19 protein-coding genes are annotated in these 19,997 nt (G+C 51.0%); 4 read left to right on the top strand and 15 right to left on the bottom strand.

What is annotated here, in order from left to right:
• Positions 1-29 precede the first annotated feature (29 nt).
• Positions 30-908, bottom strand: a complete 879-nt coding sequence (gene dapA, locus THS27_RS18810) for a 4-hydroxy-tetrahydrodipicolinate synthase (RefSeq protein ID WP_085593605.1) — start codon at positions 906-908, stop codon at positions 30-32.
• Between the two features lie 177 nt (positions 909-1,085).
• Here dapA and THS27_RS18805 point away from each other — a divergent pair, with 177 nt between their 5' ends.
• On the top strand, positions 1,086-3,152 hold the full coding sequence (locus THS27_RS18805) for a lytic transglycosylase domain-containing protein (protein WP_085593604.1): 2,067 nt from the start codon (positions 1,086-1,088) through the stop codon (positions 3,150-3,152).
• An 85-nt stretch (positions 3,153-3,237) separates the two neighbouring features.
• Positions 3,238-3,936, top strand: coding sequence for a haloacid dehalogenase type II (locus tag THS27_RS18800; protein WP_085593603.1), 699 nt, complete (start codon positions 3,238-3,240; stop codon positions 3,934-3,936).
• Positions 3,937-4,071: 135 nt separating this feature from the next.
• On the opposite strand, the gene THS27_RS18795 is transcribed toward THS27_RS18800, so the two are convergent.
• The gene (locus THS27_RS18795) at positions 4,072-4,524 is read right to left on the bottom strand and encodes a polymer-forming cytoskeletal protein (protein ID WP_085593602.1); all 453 of its coding nucleotides are present in this window, start codon (positions 4,522-4,524) and stop codon (positions 4,072-4,074) included.
• Positions 4,484-5,824 (bottom strand): M23 family metallopeptidase, encoded by a 1,341-nt coding sequence (locus THS27_RS18790; protein WP_085593601.1) that lies wholly within the window; start codon positions 5,822-5,824, stop codon positions 4,484-4,486. The genes THS27_RS18795 and THS27_RS18790 overlap by 41 nt, the downstream gene beginning before the upstream one ends.
• Before the next feature lie 229 nt (positions 5,825-6,053).
• Here THS27_RS18790 and THS27_RS18785 point away from each other — a divergent pair, with 229 nt between their 5' ends.
• Complete coding sequence (locus tag THS27_RS18785; protein ID WP_085593600.1) at positions 6,054-6,545, top strand: phosphatidylglycerophosphatase A; 492 nt, start codon at positions 6,054-6,056, stop codon at positions 6,543-6,545.
• Positions 6,542-7,045 (top strand): CinA family protein, encoded by a 504-nt coding sequence (locus THS27_RS18780; protein WP_085593599.1) that lies wholly within the window; start codon positions 6,542-6,544, stop codon positions 7,043-7,045. The genes THS27_RS18785 and THS27_RS18780 overlap by 4 nt, the downstream gene beginning before the upstream one ends.
• Before the next feature lie 97 nt (positions 7,046-7,142).
• On the opposite strand, the gene THS27_RS18775 is transcribed toward THS27_RS18780, so the two are convergent.
• From THS27_RS18775 to THS27_RS27470, 12 genes are all read right to left on the bottom strand, one after another.
• Positions 7,143-7,601, bottom strand: a complete 459-nt coding sequence (locus THS27_RS18775; RefSeq protein ID WP_085593598.1) for a type II toxin-antitoxin system RatA family toxin — start codon at positions 7,599-7,601, stop codon at positions 7,143-7,145.
• Between the two features lie 49 nt (positions 7,602-7,650).
• A complete protein-coding gene (gene lipA, locus THS27_RS18770) occupies positions 7,651-8,625 on the bottom strand; it encodes a lipoyl synthase (RefSeq protein ID WP_085593597.1) in 975 nt (324 codons plus the stop codon).
• A 125-nt stretch (positions 8,626-8,750) separates the two neighbouring features.
• On the bottom strand, positions 8,751-10,148 hold the full coding sequence (gene lpdA, locus THS27_RS18765) for a dihydrolipoyl dehydrogenase (protein WP_085593596.1): 1,398 nt from the start codon (positions 10,146-10,148) through the stop codon (positions 8,751-8,753).
• A 91-nt stretch (positions 10,149-10,239) separates the two neighbouring features.
• Entirely contained in the window at positions 10,240-11,556 is a 1,317-nt protein-coding gene (locus tag THS27_RS18760) for a pyruvate dehydrogenase complex dihydrolipoamide acetyltransferase (protein ID WP_085593595.1), read from the bottom strand.
• Positions 11,557-11,621: 65 nt separating this feature from the next.
• Positions 11,622-13,061: a pyruvate dehydrogenase complex E1 component subunit beta gene (locus THS27_RS18755; RefSeq protein ID WP_085593594.1), complete on the bottom strand. Its 1,440-nt coding sequence runs from the start codon at positions 13,059-13,061 to the stop codon at positions 11,622-11,624.
• A 57-nt stretch (positions 13,062-13,118) separates the two neighbouring features.
• Entirely contained in the window at positions 13,119-14,129 is a 1,011-nt protein-coding gene (pdhA, locus tag THS27_RS18750; protein WP_085593593.1) for a pyruvate dehydrogenase (acetyl-transferring) E1 component subunit alpha, read from the bottom strand.
• A 390-nt stretch (positions 14,130-14,519) separates the two neighbouring features.
• Entirely contained in the window at positions 14,520-14,780 is a 261-nt protein-coding gene (locus THS27_RS18745) for a septum formation initiator family protein (RefSeq protein WP_085593592.1), read from the bottom strand.
• A 357-nt stretch (positions 14,781-15,137) separates the two neighbouring features.
• Positions 15,138-16,412, bottom strand: a complete 1,275-nt coding sequence (gene eno, locus THS27_RS18740; protein ID WP_085593591.1) for a phosphopyruvate hydratase — start codon at positions 16,410-16,412, stop codon at positions 15,138-15,140.
• 105 nt (positions 16,413-16,517) lie between these two features.
• Complete coding sequence (gene kdsA, locus THS27_RS18735; RefSeq protein WP_085593636.1) at positions 16,518-17,375, bottom strand: 3-deoxy-8-phosphooctulonate synthase; 858 nt, start codon at positions 17,373-17,375, stop codon at positions 16,518-16,520.
• Positions 17,376-17,404: 29 nt separating this feature from the next.
• On the bottom strand, positions 17,405-19,033 hold the full coding sequence (locus tag THS27_RS18730; protein ID WP_085593590.1) for a CTP synthase: 1,629 nt from the start codon (positions 19,031-19,033) through the stop codon (positions 17,405-17,407).
• A 115-nt stretch (positions 19,034-19,148) separates the two neighbouring features.
• Complete coding sequence (secG, locus tag THS27_RS18725; RefSeq protein WP_085583255.1) at positions 19,149-19,493, bottom strand: preprotein translocase subunit SecG; 345 nt, start codon at positions 19,491-19,493, stop codon at positions 19,149-19,151.
• Between the two features lie 425 nt (positions 19,494-19,918).
• Positions 19,919-19,997 (bottom strand): triose-phosphate isomerase (locus THS27_RS27470; protein ID WP_139835653.1); only part of this gene is annotated, 79 nt, incomplete at its 5' end.

Here is a 19,997-nt window from a genome sequence, read left to right as displayed (position 1 = left end):
CAAAAACTTGTTAGCCGGTTCCTGGATAATCAGGAAAGAAGACCGGCGGATTTCAGCGCTGCTTCAACGCGCTGTTTGGAGTCGTCGGCAATTTCGACCATCGGCAGGCGCATATGCGCCGTGCACAGGCCAAGAAGCGATGCCGCATATTTGACGGGGCCAGGATTTGCTTCGCAGAACATGGCCTTATGAACCGGCATCAGACGATAGTTTAACTCCTGAACCTTGGCGATGTTCCCGTCGCGCCATGCCGTTTGCAAATCTGCGCACAGGCGCGGGGCAATATTGGCCGTAACCGAAATACACCCGTGACCACCCTGTGCCAGGAACGGAACAATGGTACCATCCTCACCTGAAAGCTGGCAAAAATCGGGCCCGGCGGCAATACGCATCAATGCCGGACGCTCGAGGTCGCTTGTCGCGTCTTTCACGCCGACGATACGTGGCAGTTTTGCCAGTTCGGCCATTGTGGCAACCGACATGTCAATTACGGAACGACCGGGAATATTGTAAATAACAATTGGAATATCGGTCGAATCGTGAATGGCCTTATAATGGGCAAGCAAACCTGCCTGTGTCGGTTTATTGTAATAGGGTGTCACCACCAAGGCAGCATCTGCCCCGGCATTTTGAGCATGACGTGTCAGTGACACGGCCTCGACGGTGGAATTGGAACCGGTTCCGGCAATAACAGGTACGCGCCCCTTGGCCACTTCAAGGGCCAGTTCAACCACACGATGATGTTCGGCATGGCTCAGGGTGGGCGACTCACCGGTGGTTCCGACCGGCACCACACCGGTCGTGCCCTGTTTTATTTGCCAATCCACAAAAGACTGGAACGCTTTTTCGTCGATCACCCCTTCAGTGGTGAACGGCGTAATCAAAGCGGTAATCGAACCCTTAAACATCGATATCTCCAAATCATAATGCGGATTAAAAAGCGTCGCGAAAATAGCCGCAGTTCACGCCTACCGCAAGCACCAGAACGAATTGTTTCGGGACTGATTGGCTTTTGTTGCTTTCACTGCCATAATAGCAGCTGTCTTTAGTGCAATTTTCGCCCTGAGGCATGAGGGGTTTTTTCGATGGCGCACGTTAATTTCCGCCGGTTTTCTATATATGCCGCGACCATGGGTACGGCATGTTTTATTGCAACGACCTGCTATTCAAATTCATCGGATGCGGCAACGCCTGATCCGTCACCGCTTGTTATTGCGCCTCCCTCTCCGGCATTTTCGGCCATCAGCCGGGCGCGCCTGAACGTTTTTCTAGATGCGCTGGAAAAAGGCGATACCCAAAATGTATCGCAATTGCTGCCGGCTTTCGATGATCCGCTGTTGCAAAAAGCGGTTGAGTGGATGTGGCTGATCAGCCCCAATTCCAAACGATCCTTTGCGGAAATCACCGGGTTCATTGATGCCAATCCGAACTGGCCCAGTCAGGCATTGCTGCGTCAGCGTGCAGAAGAAGCCATGACCGATGCTGTACCGGATTTTGAAATTCTGGCCTGGTTTAAACGCTCGGCGCCGGTTACTGCCGATGGCGCAACCCGTCAAATTTCCGCCCTTTTGTCTGTGGGCGAAAAAGACGCTGCGGTCGCATTGATCCGAAACAGCTGGATCAATGAAAATTTTGGAACCGGCCAAGCCAAACGATTTATTGATCGTTATGGCAAGTATATAGACGAAACCACCCATGAAGCCCGGCTGGACCGGCTGTTATGGGAAGGCCGTACACACCCTGCAAACCGCATGATGAAGCATGTCAGTGCTGACTATCAAAAACTGGCTGAAGCCCGCCTTGCACTGCGGGAACGCAAGGGAAATGTGGATGCCGCAATCAGAAACGTACCTGCGAAATACCAGAAAAATCCGGGCTTAATGTATGAGCGCGTCCGCTGGCGTCGTATCAATGACCAGGACAAGGATGCGCGCGACCTTTTGCTGCATCAGGCAAATGATCTGGCTTATATATCGATTCGACCCGAATACTGGTGGACCGAAAAAGCCATCCTGGCGCGTCGTGCCCTGCAGGAGGGATACATCACCGACGCCTACCGTCTTGTTGCCAATCATGGACAAACCGAACCTGCCGATATCGCCGGTGCGGAATGGCTGGCAGGCTGGATTGCGCTGGAGTTTTTAGGCGACTCGCAAATCGCCCTTCAACATTTCCAGAATCTGTATGATGTCGTCCAATATCCGATTAGCCAATCCCGCGGGGCTTATTGGGCGGGGCGCGCCTGCAAGGCGATGGGCGACAAGGTTCGCGCAAAAAAATGGTTCCTTCTTGCCGCAGATCATGCCCACACATTTTATGGTCAACTTGCCAACGATGAACTTGGCGGCACCGTTCATTACCAGGTCGAACAGGCACACCCGACCCCGGAACAACGCAAGAAATTTGAAAACAATGAACTTACCAAAGTATCACGTGAATTAGGTGATATGGGACTGGGCAATATCATACGCCCGTTCATCATGGCGCTGGTTGATCAGTCCGACAGCCCGGAAATGCTGGCAATGGCAACCGGACTCGCTGCTGAATATGGCCGTACCGACCTTGCCGTGATTGCGGCCAAACGCGGAATCAGGTCTGGCGGCGGGTATCTCGATGCGGCCTACCCTGTCTATGATCTGGTGCCAAGCGGGCAAAACCCCGACCCGGGGCTTGTCCACGCTATCATGCGCCAGGAAAGCCTGTTTAACCCGGCAGCGGTTTCCTATGCCGGTGCACGTGGCCTGATGCAACTCATGCCCGCTACTGCCGAACGCATGGCCCATCATCTTGATTTGCCCTTCAGTGTGGAACGCCTAACCGAGGATCCGGGTTTCAATATTCAGTTGGGGCGGCAATATCTGTCCAAACTGCTAAATCGCTGGAACGGCGCCGAAATTTTGACCATTGCGTCCTACAATGCCGGGCCTTCGCGGGTAAAGGAATGGATTTCGGAATATGGCGACCCTCGCGAACCCGATGTTGATCCCATCGACTGGATCGAAATGATCCCCTACAAGGAAACCCGCAATTATGTTCAGCGGGTGATGGAAGGGACATATGTTTATCGGCGACGCTTTGCCCGTGATGAAATTGCGATGAGCCAGGAAAACCCGGATACAGCCAAACCGGCACAAGTCAAGATCAAGAAATAACCTGCAAAAACCTGCTGCTTGCAGGATTATGCACCCATCGGCACCAGCGCCGTATTGTCGGTGATAAAAAACGAGGCCAAACCCAATGACTGAAACAGCTATCTCTTCCTGTCGTGCATTTGTCTTTGACGCTTACGGAACGTTATTTGACGTTGGATCGGCGATAAAGCGCTGCCAGGAAAGTTTGGGCGATGAAGCTGACAAGCTGTCTGAGCTTTGGCGGAGAAAGCAGCTGGAATATAGCTGGTTGCGCAGCCTGATGGGGGATTTTGCCGATTTCTGGACCGTTACCGGTGATGCCCTTGATTATTCACTGGCAGCCATTGGCAAGAATGACCCTATCCTGAGGTCGCGGCTGATGGAAACCTATTTATCGCTGGATACTTTTCCCGAGGTTGTCAAAACCCTGCAAACCCTTAAGGCGAACGGCCATAAACTGGCTATTCTGTCAAATGGTGCACGACACATGCTGATTTCAGCGGCGAAGTCTTCGGGAATTTTGTCGCTGTTTGACGAAATCCTGTGTGTTGATGAATTGCGGACTTACAAACCCCATCCCAGCGTTTATCAGTTAGCGGTCAATAAACTTGAGCTGGATGCCGGTGAAATTTCCTTTCAGTCGTCCAATGGCTGGGACATTGCTGGTGCCGGACATTTCGGTTTTAAAACCGCATGGATAAACCGTGCTTCCCTGCCCGTTGAACGCCTGTCACATCAGGCTGACGTTATTTTGGGGGGACTGGATGAAATCCTGCCACTGGCCGGCCATCCCAAAACCGCCTGAGTATGAGACAAACACGGTGCCATAAAAACAAACAGCCAGGTTGATCAACAACCTGGCTGTTTTAATTCTGCATTTTTAACATGTAATTTCCGTCTTGCGCTGACCCAAAGACCGGAATCGCGCTAAAGAAAAACCTTACTGTTCTTTCTTCACATTCGAAGCAACGATTTTGCCCGCCTGAATAACAGTCAGACCACCTTCTTCGATGCTTTCAATGCGGCGGCAATGCCCTTCCAGATGTGCGCCCGGCTCTATTGCCAGGGTTTCGTGCAAAATATCACCAATCATTTTAGCGGTATCTGCCAGCGAAACATCCTTGGACCGGATCTGCCCTGTAACCTTGCCGCAAACACGAACCCGGTCCGCCACAATTTCCCCGCGCACTTCACCATGCTGACCGATGGTCAAATTACGCGTGCGAATGTCCCCGTCGACAAAACCGTCAACCTGAACATCTGATTCAGAAACCAGATCGCCCGAAATACGAAGGTCTGAATTGATAACCGAGAGTCCGCCAACCTTGCTGGAAGACGAAGTAGTATGGGTATTATTTGTGCTCGTCTGTGTTTTGTTTGACTTTGAAAACATAATGTCCCGCCTTTATGAACTTGATGGGATCTACCTGTTTGCCGTTTACCAGGACTTCATAATGAACATGGCTTCCTGTACTGCGGCCCGTGCTCCCCATCAGTGCAACCATATCTTGATATTTCACCTTTTGGCCCTTCTTGACGAGGACCTTCATCAGATGGCCATAGCGGGTTTTAAGACCGTTTCCATGATCAATCTCGACCATTTTGCCGTACCCGCCTGTCCATCCTGCATGCGACACCACACCAGGTGCAGTGGCATAGATTGGCGTTTTCATCGGGGCTGCCAGGTCGGCGCCAGAATGAAAAGACCATTTTCCGTTAAAAGGGTCCTTACGTTTGCCAAACTTGCTGGAAACGTAATAATTCTCCGTCGGTTCGCCCAACGGCATACGGTTAATCACTTTTTGCAGGTTCGCCAGCTGGTCCATTCGGTTACCAACAGTCAATGCCGCATTCATAAACAGTTCGTCTTCCGGCGTTTCGGGATCAAACTGCACAAAAGGCCCGCCAACACCAGCATCAAGAACCCGTTTAACGTCGCTGGTTGTCGCTTCGTCCGTCAGTTCCTTGATCGGTACGCCCGTCATTTTCAGCACCGACTTAAGGTCGGCGATCGATGATCCTGCATGTTCAGCGACGCGTTCAAGCGCCTGTTTTTGAACGGTATGCAAATCGGAAATTCGCTGATTTGCCATTGCCAGTTCGCCTTGCAACGATTTGGCCCGTGAAATCGCCTGATCACGTTCCCGCATCACGCGCGTCATCACCGTTTCAACGGTTTCAAGTTCATCACGTAACGCAATATTGCGATTGGTAATACCGTCTATCTGCTGCCCTAGCGCATTCATCTGGTTATCCATTGATGAACGGAGCGCTGATATCCGGTACTTTTCTTTTTCACTATCGGCCAGTTTCAGACTAAAGTCCTGAACCCTCGCCTGCAATTTCAGGTTCTTTTCGGCCATACTCAACAAATTATGATGGGTATCTTCCATCTGCGAGGTAATCTCGCTAAACTTTTTCTGGCTTTCTGTAACCCTGTTTATCAGTTCGCTATAGGCCATCTCACTTCGAAAAAGCTGATCTTCACGCAAGTCAAGCCGATGACTGAAATAGTAGCCAACCCCTGTTGATCCAACAGTCCAGACAATCAGGAAAACAGCAACCACACCAACAATTAACTGCCGTCGACGCCCCAGATGAACCTGTGTGACGGAATCATTGGAGCGAACAAGAACTTCCCGATCCGGAAACCACTTTTCAATTATATGCTTTATGCGCCCCACCAAAGACATCTGTCCGGCTATGCCCTTTTTTATCCATGTTCAATTTTTAGCACCCAAGCCGGAACCCCCCGATTGATGCCAACGTTTATCTCAATACTGTTTTCATTTTCACGCTACCCGCAAGAGAGCAGCGTGGCAAGCGCGTTAACACTCCATTAACCCCAAAAAACCTCACGCCACAGCCAATTGGCTATGATAAGTCAGGTAACCATACCCATTAGACATATGCGAAAGTGTTATGCGCCTCAGCCAAATCATCATTACCGCATCCGCCACCTGGTTTTACAGTGGCAAAGTTCCCAAAGCGCCAGGAACCGCAGGTTCATTTGCTGCCTTGCCGCTGGGATGGCTTTTGATCATGGCAGGGGGTAACACAACTCTGCTGATCGCAACCACCCTTGTCTTTATTTATGGGGTTTTTATTTCCGATTCCTATAGCAAAATGATCGGGATCCACGATCCTGGTGAAATTGTGATCGACGAAGTGGCCGGTCAATGGCTTTGCCTGCTGCCCTTGCCCCTGGCTGCAACATGGATGGACGTCGCATGGGTCTTGCTGGCATTTGTGGTTTTCAGATTTTTTGACATTCTAAAACCCTGGCCTATTCGATGGGTTGACCGCCGGGTGGGTGGTGGTTTTGGCATCATGCTCGATGATATTTTTGCCGGAGCGTTCGGTATGGCCCTCCTGACCCTGTTTTCCCATCTTGCCGGAGGTTTCCTTCCATGATCGCTGATCCTGAATTACTGACTGCAGCAGGCAGCATCATTGAACTTTGCCGCCAACACGGTGAAATGCTTGCCACTGCCGAAAGCTGTACCGGCGGACTGATTGGTGGTTGCCTGACCGCAGTTGATGGCAGCTCCAGAGTGGTTGATGGTGGCTTCATCACCTATTCAAACGAAGCCAAAATGGCAATGCTGGGTGTTTCCGGGGATTTGCTTGCACAACATGGTGCCGTGTCCGAACAGGTTGCCCGTGCCATGGCCGAAGGCGCATTACGCCATAGTCCGCTGGCAACCATCACTGTTGCCGTAACGGGCATCGCAGGCCCTGGTGGTGGCAGTGCGGAAAAACCCGTTGGGCTGGTGCATTTCGGCTGTGCCGGAGGGCATCGCCCTACCCTGCACCAATCGCAGGTTTTTAAAGGCGATAGGCACCAGGTTCGACGTCAAACCATCCTGACAGCATTTTCCATGATCCAGGACATGATCGCGACTTCGCGGTAAACACTGCACCAAGTGGTCGGTATGACCAAAAATGAAAAAGCCGAAACCTTACCTGTGTAACGTTTCGGCTTTTTATTATTTAGTGCACACAAACGGCCTATAACGCCGAGGATGCAATCCCGTTATCGCCATAAACCTGTCGGGCACGATTTTCAAAGGATCCGACCATCAATTTAACGGCCTCGTTAAAAACCATACCAATCATTTTTTGCAAGATTGCCGATTTAAATTCAAAATCAACATAGAAATCCAGAAATGTCCCGCCATCGTCGGCAGGCTGAAATTCCCAATGGTTATTCAGATATTTGAACGGTCCTTGCAAATATTCAACATCAATTCTGGTCGGACGGTCCAGCGTAACTTTTGACGTATATTTTTCACGAAACATCTTAAAACCAATCACCAGATCGGCATGAAGTTCGTTACCGTCACGCTTCCGCACCCGTGATGCAGCACACCAGGGCAAAAATTCCGAATAGGCATCGATATCTGCAACGAGATCGAATAACTGTTCCGGCGTATAGGGTAGCTTTCTGCGCTCCGCATGCGTCGGCAAAGGGATCTCCTACTGGTCTTTTTAAAAATGCCGGGTAAAGAATTGCCGTTTATTCTGCCGCGCTCGCCTTGGCAGTTGCGGCAAGTTTTTTCTCGCGGGCTTCACGCATTTCGGCAAAATCACGATCTGCATGATAGCTTGAACGTGTCAGCGGCGTTGATGCAATCATCAAAAAGCCCTTGGCACGCGCCATCGACGCATATTCCTTAAATTCATCAGGCGTCACAAACCGTTCAACTGGCGCATGTTTCAGCGTCGGCTGCAAATACTGGCCAATGGTCAGAAAATCGACATCGGCCACACGCAAATCATCCATCACCTGGCTCAGTTCGTGGCGCTGCTCCCCAAAACCAACCATAAGGCCTGATTTGGTGAAAATCGTCGGATCAATTTGTTTAACCCGATCAAGAATACGCAACGACTGGTAAAAACGGGCACCAGGGCGAATGGACGGATACAGACGCGGAACTGTTTCCAGATTATGGTTAAACACATCTGGACGGGCCTTGGCGACGATTTCAACAGCACCGGGCTTATCGCGAAAGTCGGGCGTCAGAATTTCAATGGTTGTTGCCGGCGATTTATGGCGAATAGCTTCAATCACGCGGGCAAAATGCATCGCACCACCATCGGCAAGATCATCACGGTCAACCGAGGTGATGACAACATGCTTGAGATCCATGTCGGCAACCGCCATTGCCAGGTTTTCCGGCTCAAACGGGTCAAGCGCGTTTGGCATCCCGGTTTTAACATTACAAAACGCACATGCACGGGTGCAGGTATCGCCCATGATCATGAACGATGCATGTTTTTTTTGCCAGCATTCACCAATATTCGGGCATGCGGCTTCTTCGCAAACCGTATGCAATTTCAGACCACGCGCCAGATCGCGCGTTTCCTGATAGCCCTTCGAAGTCGGTGCCTTAACGCGAATCCACTCTGGCTTGCGACCAGAAGGACGATCCGGGTTCTTTTGCTTTTCCGGGTGACGAAGGGCCCGTACTTCGTTGCGCGTCGTGGACATTTAAACCTCCGAAGGATGGAACGGGCGGCAATGTGCCGTCCTTATGCCAAATTGTCAAACTGACATTCGACATGGCCGATACGACAGATCCACAAGGGAACCTGCCGTATCCACCATATAATGATTTAGAAGTGGATCGCACGCCCATAAGCGTCAAGAACCGATTCATGCATCATTTCAGACAGGGTTGGATGCGGGAAAACCGTATGCATCAGGTCTTCCTCGGTAGTTTCCAGCCCCATTGCAATCACAAAACCCTGGATCAGTTCGGTAACTTCGGTACCCACCATATGTGCGCCCAGCAATTCGCCGGTTTTGGCATCAAATACAGTTTTAACCAAACCTTCCGCTTCACCCAAGGCAACAGCTTTGCCATTCCCGATAAAAGGAAATTTGCCAACCTTGACATCATACCCGGCATCTTTGGCCTTGGCTTCGGTCAGGCCAACACTGGCAACCTGCGGATGGCAATAGGTGCATCCCGGAATTTTGCGTGGATCAAGCGGATGAACATTTTTTTCACCAGCAATTTTCTCGACACAAATAACACCTTCATGCTCGGCCTTATGTGCCAGCATCGGCGGTCCCGCGACATCACCGATGGCATAAATGCCCGGCTCGGCGGTGCAAGAAAATTCGTCAGTGCCAATAACGTTACGATCAACCTTTACCTTGGTGGTTTCCAAACCAAGATTTTCGGTATTGCCAATAACGCCAACAGCGGAAATCACACGGTCAACCGTCAATTCCTGCTTTTTACCGTCTTTGGTTTCAATGGTGACAACAACATTATCTGCATTGCGCTTCAGATTGGCGACCTTGGCTTCAGTCAGGATTTTCATCCCGTCCTTGGTCATCATCTTTTGCGCAAGGGCCGCAACTTCCTTGTCTTCCACCGGCATAATTTGCGGCATGATCTCAACCACGGTCACTTCGGTGCCCATGGTGTGATAGAAGCTGGCAAATTCAATACCGATAGCACCCGACCCGACAACAACAAGGCTTTTGGGCATTTTATCAGGCGTCATCGCCTTTTTGTAATCCCATACAACCTTGCCATCGGCCTCAAGCCCTGGCAGTGAACGCGCCCTTGCACCCGTTGCAATGATGTAATGCTTCGCCGTATAGGTGCCCTTGTCCTTGCCTTCAACGGTAATCTTTTTGGGTCCGTCGAACTTGGCTTCTCCGTTAATCACGGTAACCTTGTTCTTCTTAAGCAAATGACCAACACCACCCGTCAGTTGCTTTGAAACACCACGCGAGCGCTGAATAACAGCGTCAAAGTCGAAGGACGGGTTATCACAAGACAGGCCATAATTTTTGGCATGTTTCATGTTGCGATAAACTTCGGCTGATCGCAGCAAGGCCTTAGTCGGGATACACCCCCAGTTAAGGCAGATACCGCCCAGATGTTCACGTTCGACGACAGCCGTTTTCAGGCCCAGCTGGGCGGCACGAATGGCGGTAACATAACCACCAGGACCGGCACCAATTACGATAACGTCGAAATTGTTTTCCGCCATTTTGCATCTCCTTCACCTGCCTGATTTTCACATACAGGTATATCATTCAAAAGCTTGCGGGGACTTGTTAAAGCCCCCGCATAACCAGACCTTAAAGCAGCATGCTTATCGGATCTTCGATCAGCTTCTTGAATTCAGCCATGAACGCGGCACCAACAGCACCGTCAACCACCCGGTGATCAACAGACAGTGTGCAGCTCATGACAGTTGCAATTGCCAGTGCGCCATCCTTGACCACCGGGCGCTGTTCACCAGCACCGACAGCGAGGATACAACCCTGCGGCGGATTGATAATGGCAGCAAAGTCCTTAATGCCAAACATGCCAAGATTGGAAACCGAGAAGGTTCCACCCTGGAATTCCTGCGGCTGCAATTTGCCATCACGCGCCTTGGCAGCCAATGCTTTCATCTCGGTCGAGATTTCGGCAAGGCCCTTGCCACCCGCATTGCGAATAACCGGTGTAATCAGGCCACCATCAATGGCAACGGCAACAGAAATATCCTGCTGTTTGCATTGCAAGATGGCCGCATCCGTCCAGATCGCATTGGCGGCCGGGACACGCTTAAGCGCAATCGAGGATGCCCGGATAACCATGTCGTTAACCGATACCTTCACACCATCAGCCGCTTTTTCGTTCAGCTGCTTGCGAACCGACAAAAGATTATCAATCTGGCAATCGATGGTCAGGTAGAAATGCGGAACCTGCTGTTTGGATTCCGTCAGACGGCGCGCAATCACCTTACGCATCGTTGTATTCGGAATTTCTTCATATTCAGGCAGACCAGTCAGATCCGGGTTCCAGCCCGATGCAACAGGTGCCTTGGCAGCCGGTGCCGGAGCATCGGACTTGCCTGTGGCAGCAGGTGCATCAGATTTGGTGGCCGGTTTGTTGCTAAGGGCGGCTTCAACATCGCGCTTAACAATACGACCGCGCGGCCCGGAACCATCAACCCCGGATAACTCAACCCCTTCTTGCGACGCAATACGGCGTGCAAGCGGGCTTGCTTTAATCCGGTCGCCATCCTTGCTAACCGACGCGCCGGATGTTGCTGGTGCGACATCTTTGCTTTCGGATTTTTCTTCTTCCTTCGGTGCCGAAGATGCCGCGTCTCCACCAACATCAGGCCCTGAAGTATCCGCCCCTTCCAGAGCAGATTCATCTTCGTCTTCTTCGAGAAGCAGCGCAATTACGGCGTTAACAGCAACACCCTCGGTGCCCGCTTCAACAAGAATTTTACCAATTTTACCTTCATCGACAGCTTCGACTTCCATCGTTGCCTTGTCGGTCTCAATTTCAGCAAGGACATCGCCAGATTCAACGGTGTCCCCTTCCTTGACAAGCCATTTCGCCAAGGTGCCTTCTGTCATGGTCGGCGAAAGCGCCGGCATCAGAATCTTAACTGGCATGGATGCAATCTCCCGGTAACGGGGTGGCAGCACCGACGGTGCGCCAGCCCCCTGTCCGTTTTTGTTTAACGATAGCAAACGGCCTTGGCCGCATCGACGATGTGCTGATCCTGCGGCAATGCCAGAACTTCCAGATTGGCCGCATATGGCATTGGAACATCTTCGCCGGTAACACGGGCAACCGGTGCATCAAGATAGTCAAACGCATGTTCCATGATAACCGACGCTATTTCTGCGCCGATACCAGCAAAGTGCCAGCCTTCTTCACATGTTACCAAACGATTGGTTTTCATTACCGAACGTACAATGGTGTTCACATCGAGCGGACGAATGGTACGAAGGTTGATGACTTCGGCTGAAATGCCTTCTTCCGCCAGCTTTTCGGCTGCCTTCAGGGCTTTGCCAACCATGATCGAGAATGCAACGATGGTAACATCAGTGCCTTCACGTTCAATTTTGGCCTGGCCAATCGGCAGAACGAAATCTTCATCGTCAGGAACTTCAAAGCTCTGACCATACAGAATTTCGTTTTCCAGAAACACAATCGGGTTCGGATCACGAATAGCAGCCTTCAAAAGGCCTTTGGCGTCGGCTGCCGAATAAGGTGCAACCACCTTAAGGCCCGGGCAATGTGCATACCACGAGGCATAACACTGTGAATGCTGGGCCCCTACACGGGCTGCCGCACCATTTGGTCCACGGAACACAATCGGGCAACCAAGCTGACCACCAGACATATAAAGCGTCTTTGAGGCCGAGTTAATGATATGGTCAATCGCCTGCATGGCAAAGTTGAATGTCATGAATTCAACAATCGGGCGCAACCCCATAAAGGCGGCCCCGGTACCAAGACCGGTAAAACCATATTCAGTAATCGGCGTATCAACAACGCGGCGGTCGCCAAATTCATCAAGCAGGCCCTGGGTGACCTTATAAGCCCCCTGATACTGCGCAACTTCTTCACCCATGACGAAAACATTTTCGTCCGTCCGCATTTCTTCGGCCATTGCATCACGCAGGGCTTCACGAACAGTCTGGGTTTTGAATTTGGTGTAGGATTTTTCGTCGCGCGTTTCGTTCATCACGCTCATTGCGCGCGGCTCGTTATCAGTGCGTTCAATTGCCCCTGATGCCTTGACCGGCGCAGCAGCTGTTGCCGGTGCCGACGGTGCGCTATCAGAAGACGAATCTTTCTCGTCGCTGGGCGCCGGGGCAGCCTTGGCTTCACCCGGGTTTACATTATCCAGCGCAGATGCGTCTTCGTCGTCTTCAAGAATATAGGCAATAACAGCATTGACGGCGACATTTTCAGTTCCGGCGTCAACAACAATCTTGCCAATCTTACCTTCATCAACAGCTTCGACTTCCATCGTCGCCTTGTCGGTTTCAATTTCAGCAAGGACATCACCGGACTGAACCGTGTCGCCTTCTTTCACATTCCATTTGGCAAGAGTGCCTTCGGTCATTGTCGGCGACAATGCAGGCATCAAAACTTCAATCGGCATGGTTCCCCCTCTTTGCGGGAAAATTTCTGGTCAAAAGCGGATTTTGCAAAATCTGGATCAGACTTCGATCAAAATGTCGGTAAACAGTTCAGAAGGATTGGGTTCCGGGCTGTTCTGTGCAAATTCCGCAGATTTGGCGACCTCTGCCTTCACTTCCTTGTCGATCTCCTTGAGACCGTCTTCATCAAGGATGCTTGCATCGATCAACAATTTTTTGACCATGTCGATCGGGTCATGTTCCTTGCGCATCTTGTCCAGCTCGTCTTTGGTCCGGTATTTCGCCGGATCAGACATCGAGTGGCCACGATAGCGATAGGTTTTAAGTTCAAGAATGTAGGGCCCATTGCCTTCACGGCAATGCTTGACCGCACGTTCACCGGCTTCTTTCACCGCGAGCACGTCCATGCCATCAACCTGTTCACCAGGGATGCCATAGGCTTCCCCACGTTGATAAAGGTCGGGGCTGGCCGAGTGACGCTGTGTTGACGTACCCATCGCGTACTGATTGTTTTCAATGCAATAAACGACCGGCAGCTTCCAAAGCGCAGCCATGTTGAAAGATTCATAAACCTGCCCCTGGTTGACAGCACCGTCACCAAGATAGGTCAGACAAACCTTGTCTTCGCCGCGATATTTGTAATTAAAGGCAATACCGGTACCCAACGGAACCTGTCCGCCGACAATACCGTGACCGCCGTAAAAGTTCTTTTCCTTCGAGAACATATGCATCGAACCGCCCTTACCGTGAGAGTAACCACCCTCACGCCCAGTCAGTTCGGCCATGACACCAGCGGAATCCATCCCGCATGCCAGCATATGCCCATGATCACGATAGCTGGTTACCACACCGTCATCGCCGGATGTAGCTGCCTGCATACCAACAACGACTGCTTCCTGGCCGATATAAAGGTGGCAGAAACCACCGATCAGGCCCATGCCATAAAGCTGGCCAGCCTTTTCTTCGAAACGGCGGATCAGAAGCATATCGCGGTAATATTTGAGGAGATCGTCACTGCTCGCCTGATTGTCGGCGCGCGTCGTGGCGCGTTTGCGTTTTGTGGTCGCCATGGTTCCTCCCGGTGGATGGCTCGCTTAAGCTTCTTTGAAAAGCAGCTTAATTCGGTATTGGACCACCGAAATATCTACCCAAAACAACGGACATAAGCAAGCTATCTTGGGGGCGTTAAAGCCTTGTTTTGCAATGCACAATCACAAATAAACCGTTTATTGGTTAATTGTAGTTTTAACGGTTCAAATGATATTTTGTGAATTATCAGACGTTTGAGGAAGCTCAATTCAGATGGTTCATTCCACAGCGTCACAAATGCTATGCTTTTATGAAAACAATTTTGACAAAGGAAAATTCATCTTCGCAGTTGCCGTATAAACAGCAAAAACCTGCGCGCAAGCTAGTGTGCGCCGCACCTAATGCCATTGTAACCGTGCTGAAAGAAAATATCAGGGCTGATCATACCCATTATGATGGAAGATGATGACATCGTCCCGGTTTGCCATATCAAGCATGGTACGGGCACGTTCATCAAGCAAATCGGGATCAAGGCTACCTGGACGCAGCGCCTTTACGCGTTGCTCCAACAGTTCGCGACGTGCTTTTATATCGTCACGCAATTTTGAAATCTCGGTAACACGATCCTGCATCGACCAGTAAGCCAACAGCCCCCTATCCCCCTCCACACTATGGAAGATAAAATAGACCATTACTGTAAAAGCAAAAACAGGTGCTATGGCCTGTCGAAATCGACGGATTACCGGTGCAGATGACGACATGTGATCGAAGGCCCCAAAGCAGAAAACGGATTGGAAAGCATAACGTTAACAAACCAAAACGAGAAAACAACAATAGTTATTTTCACGCAATATCAAATGATTAGTAATTTTAGTATTCGCAATGCCATATCCTGAAGCGTGATTTAATCACAACAAGGTAAAAAGAGTTTTAAAAACAGACATCTTTTTTTAGCCGCCTTATGATTAATTAACAAATCGTAAACAAAAAAAGCCGCCCCGATTCAGGGCGGCTTTTCGTCATCTCGCTTCCGAAATAAAAGCGGCGGATTATTTCTTCAGGATCGCACGACCCGGATACCGGGCGCTCAAACCAAGTTGTTCTTCGATGCGGATCAGCTGGTTATATTTTGCCAACCGGTCAGAACGTGACAACGACCCGGTTTTAATCTGCCCGCAATTCGTGGCAACAGCCAGATCAGCAATCGTTGAATCTTCAGTTTCGCCCGAACGATGCGACATAACAGCCGTATAACCCGCACGATGGGCCATTTCGACAGCTTCCAGTGTTTCGCTGAGCGTTCCAATCTGGTTTACTTTGACCAGGATCGAGTTTGCAACACCTTTGGAAATACCATCGGCCAAACGCAGCGGATTAGTCACAAACAGATCATCGCCAACCAGCTGAATTTTATCGCCAATTTCGCGCGTCAGCGCAGCCCAACCGTCCCAGTCATCTTCCGACATGCCGTCTTCGATTGAGAAAATCGGATATTTGCTCGCAAGCTCGGCCCAATATTTAACCATGCCCTCGGAATCGAGCGTTTTGCCCTCACCCGCCAGCACATATTTGCCGTCTTTGTAAAATTCGGTCGATGCAGCATCAAGTGCAAGCATAATGTCTTCGCCCGGACGATACCCGGCAGCTTCGATCGATTTCATCACATAGCTGATTGCGTCTTCGGTCGATGCGATATTCGGGGCAAAGCCACCTTCGTCGCCCACCGACGTGCTAAGACCATCAGCCGCCAAGGATTTTTTCAAATGATGGAAAATTTCGGCGCCCATGCGGATCGCATCCGTACCGGAGTCAGCCGACACCGGCACAATCATGAATTCCTGCACATCAATGGCATTATCGGCATGTTCGCCACCATTGATAATGTTCATCATCGGCACCGGCAATGTGCGCGCATATGAACCACCGATATAGCGATACAGCGGCAAACCGGCTTCCTGTGCGGCGGCCTTGGCCACAGCCAAAGAAACACCTAAAATGGCATTTGCGCCCAAACGGCTTTTGTTCGCAGTACCATCAAGATCAATCATAGCCTGATCGATTTCGATCTGCTCTTCAGCATCCACTCCGGCCAAAGCTTCAAAGATTTCACCATTTACAGCAGAAACAGCTTTGGTAACGCCCTTACCCAGATAACGGTCTTCCTTGTCACGCAGTTCGACGGCTTCGTGTGCGCCAGTCGATGCACCAGAGGGAACGGCAGCCCGACCAAAGGCGCCACTTTCCAAAGTCACATCAACCTCAACCGTCGGGTTACCCCGACTGTCCAGAATTTCGCGCCCGCGGATATCAATGATAGCGGTCATGACGAAACAACTCTCCTTACTGACATATTGAACGACCCAAATGTCGGGCCGCGTCGGTTACAGCATAAAAGAAATGCCGCCACAAAATATGGCGGCACCTTTAAATCAAGCGTCGAACATATCCAGACGAACCGGATTGGCCTTCGCTACAGCATCAAACTCCTTTAGGACCGAAAGGACTTCCGGGAGTTTGCCAAGAGGGATTTGATTGGGTCCGTCGCTGATGGCTGCATCAGGATTGTCGTGGGTTTCGATAAACAATGCCGCAACACCAACAGAAACAGCTGCACGGGCCAAAACAGGCGCAAATTCACGCTGCCCGCCCGTCGTGCCACCCTGCCCGCCCGGTTGCTGGACGGAATGGGTGGCATCAAACACAATCGGATAGCCCTGACGGGCCATGGTGGGAAGTCCACGGAAATCGGTAACCAGTGTGTTATAACCAAAACTGGTTCCGCGATCACAAAGCATAATATTTTCGTTGCCGGCCTCGGCAATTTTGTCGGCAACGTTGGCCATGTCCCAAGGGGCAAGGAACTGACCTTTTTTCACATTGATAGCCTTACCGGTGGCGGCCGCTGCCATCAACAAATCGGTCTGGCGGCACAGAAACGCCGGAATTTGCAAAATATCCGCAACCCTGGCAACCTCGGCACATTGGTCAGGCAAATGAACATCGGTAACGATTGGCAACCCGGTGACATCCTTGACTTCGCCCAGAATATCAATTCCTTCGTGCAAACCTACGCCCCGCTTCGATTTATTGCTGGTGCGATTGGCTTTATCGAACGAACTTTTATAAACCAGCCCAATGCCCATTGCACTGGCCAGTTCTTTCAGGGCCGTTGCCATTTCCAATGCGTGCTGGCGGCTTTCGATGGCGCAAGGGCCAGCCAGCAACGCAAAGGGTTTGTCATTGGCAAATTCGATATTGCCGACTTTAACGGTTTTAATCGCGTTCATTTCAACATCCTTGCACGTTCCAGGCAGCATTAAACCAGACGGCTACGTTCTTTGGCAGCCTTGATATAAGACACAAACAACGGATGCGGGTCCAGCGGACGCGAGCGCAATTCCGGATGGAACTGCACGCCAACAAACCAGGGATGATCCGGATATTCGACAATTTCCGGCAAACGCCCGTCTGGCGACAGACCTGAAAATTTCAGGCCTTTTTGCTCAAGCTGATCAAGGAAGTTGATATTAACTTCATAACGATGACGGTGACGTTCAAGAACCGTTTCAGTCCCGTAAATTTCACGGGCACGCGTCCCGGCCACCAGTTTGCATTCATAATTACCCAAACGCATGGTGCCGCCAAGGTCATCTTCGCCACTACGACGTTCAACACGTCCGCCGTCCTTGGACCATTCAGTCATCAGGCCAACCAGCGGCACGTCGGTCGGACCAAATTCGGACGACGATGCATTGGTAATGCCCGCGAGGTTACGTGCAGCTTCCAGAACAGCCATTTGCATGCCAAAACAAATGCCAAAATAAGGCACCTTGTTTTCACGGGCATACCGTGCCGCGGCAATTTTGCCTTCAGCACCCCGTTCGCCAAATCCACCTGGCACCATAATCGCATCAAGTTTGCTCAGGCGTTCGCTGACATTCTCGGTTTTTTCAAGATCGTCAGATGCGATCCATTCAATCTTCACCCGAACCTTGTTGCTGATACCGCCATGCACCAGTGCCTCGGTCAGCGATTTATAGGCATCAGGTAACTGAATGTATTTACCGACAATCCCAATAGTGACTTCACCTTCCGGGTTGCGAACAGTGTCGCAGATGTCTTCCCAAGGGCCCATATCGGGGTCTTGGGCCTGCAAGCCAAAGTGATGCAGAACTTCGTTATCCAGGCCATATTTATGGTAGCTGATCGGCACCTGATAAATATTGTCGACATCATACGCCGGAATGACCGACGCTTCGCGCACGTTACAGAACCGCGCAATTTTGCGACGTTCATTAACCGGAATTTCGCGATCACAGCGGCACAGCAAAATGTCGGGCTGAATACCAAGCGACTGCAATTCCTTGACAGAATGCTGGGTCGGTTTGGTTTTCAGCTCCCCCGCTGACGGAATATAAGGAACCAGGGTAAGATGCAGGAACATTGTCCGCCCGTCTCCCAGTTCGTTGCCCATCTGACGAATGGCCTCAAGGAATGGCAGGCTTTCGATATCACCAACCGTACCGCCAATTTCGACCAGGACAAAATCCTCGGTCGCATCACTTTGGACGAATTCCTTGATGGCATCGGTGATGTGCGGAATGACCTGGACAGTCCCGCCCAGATAATCACCACGGCGTTCGCGGGCAATAACTGACGAATAGATACGTCCAGTAGTGACGTTATCAGAACGGCGTGACGACACACCGGTGAAACGTTCATAATGGCCAAGGTCAAGGTCCGTTTCGGCACCGTCTTCGGTAACGTAAACTTCGCCATGCTGATAGGGGCTCATAGTGCCCGGGTCAACGTTGATATAAGGATCAAGTTTACGCAAACGGACGGTAAAACCACGCGCCTGAAGCGAGGCACCCAATGCAGCAGACGCCAGGCCTTTGCCCAGCGAAGAAACAACGCCACCGGTAATGAAAATATAACGGGTCATGTCTATGCCTCATCTCAAAGCACAAAGCCACGGTTACGCAGATTGCGAACCGGGGGAGCAAACAATTCAAAAATTGAGGCGGCAATTTTGCCGCCTCTGATAATCGGTATATGTGTTAGCGGGTCGGCGCCGCCGGACCGCTATCCTGTGCCGGGGCCGTTTTTTCCATATCGGAAGTCGCAGCCGGTGCAGGCACCTGATCAAGGATCGATGTTGGTGCGGTACGGGTATTGGTCAACAGGGCCAGACCAAGGCTTGTAATCATGAAGGCCGCAGCAAGAATTGCAGTCGTTCGGGTCAGAAGGTTCGCCGCACTGCGCGAACTCATGACACCAAAATTACCGCCGCCGCTATTGCCGCCGCCAATACCAAGCCCGCCGCCTTCACTGCGCTGAACCAGAATTACGGCAATCAAGCCGATCGCAAGAAGCAGGTGGATAACCAGAATGACAGTCTGCATGGCCTCAAAACTCTTGACTTGTAAATCCGGCGGCAACGATTTTGTTGCCGTACCGGGCAAAATTTGATGCGTGTTTAACGTGTTTTGAAACGGTTGGCTAGTCCGTATTTCGTACGTTTATAACCATAAATTCACAACCGCATGCAATAACGTCGTCCCTGCGACCGGCAGGAAAACACCATCTTTAATTTGTACGGGAAAATTCCCGGCGTCGAGCAAGAACGAACATCTTGCGCCGGGAACCCATTTTCACCGATCCCGCGTCAAATTGCAACATCCCCGCCTGCCTTTCGTGGCAAACAGGCAAATAAATTTGCCAAACGTCCACTCTCACAGGAAAACAGCTTACTTGTCACAAGTAATGCCAGTGCAATACACCAGCATAACCTGCGCCCCTCGGGATCAGAAAAAACAACTGACAGTGTTCAGTCGCAGCTATCGATAATCCCCCAGAAATCCTCGACCTTGAGGCTCGCCCCGCCCACAAGAGCCCCGTCAACATGA

This window comes from Thalassospira sp. MCCC 1A01428, assembly GCF_002115825.1.
Classification (GTDB): Bacteria; Pseudomonadota; Alphaproteobacteria; order Rhodospirillales; family Thalassospiraceae; genus Thalassospira.
This window is presented reverse-complemented; position numbering and strand designations above follow the sequence as displayed.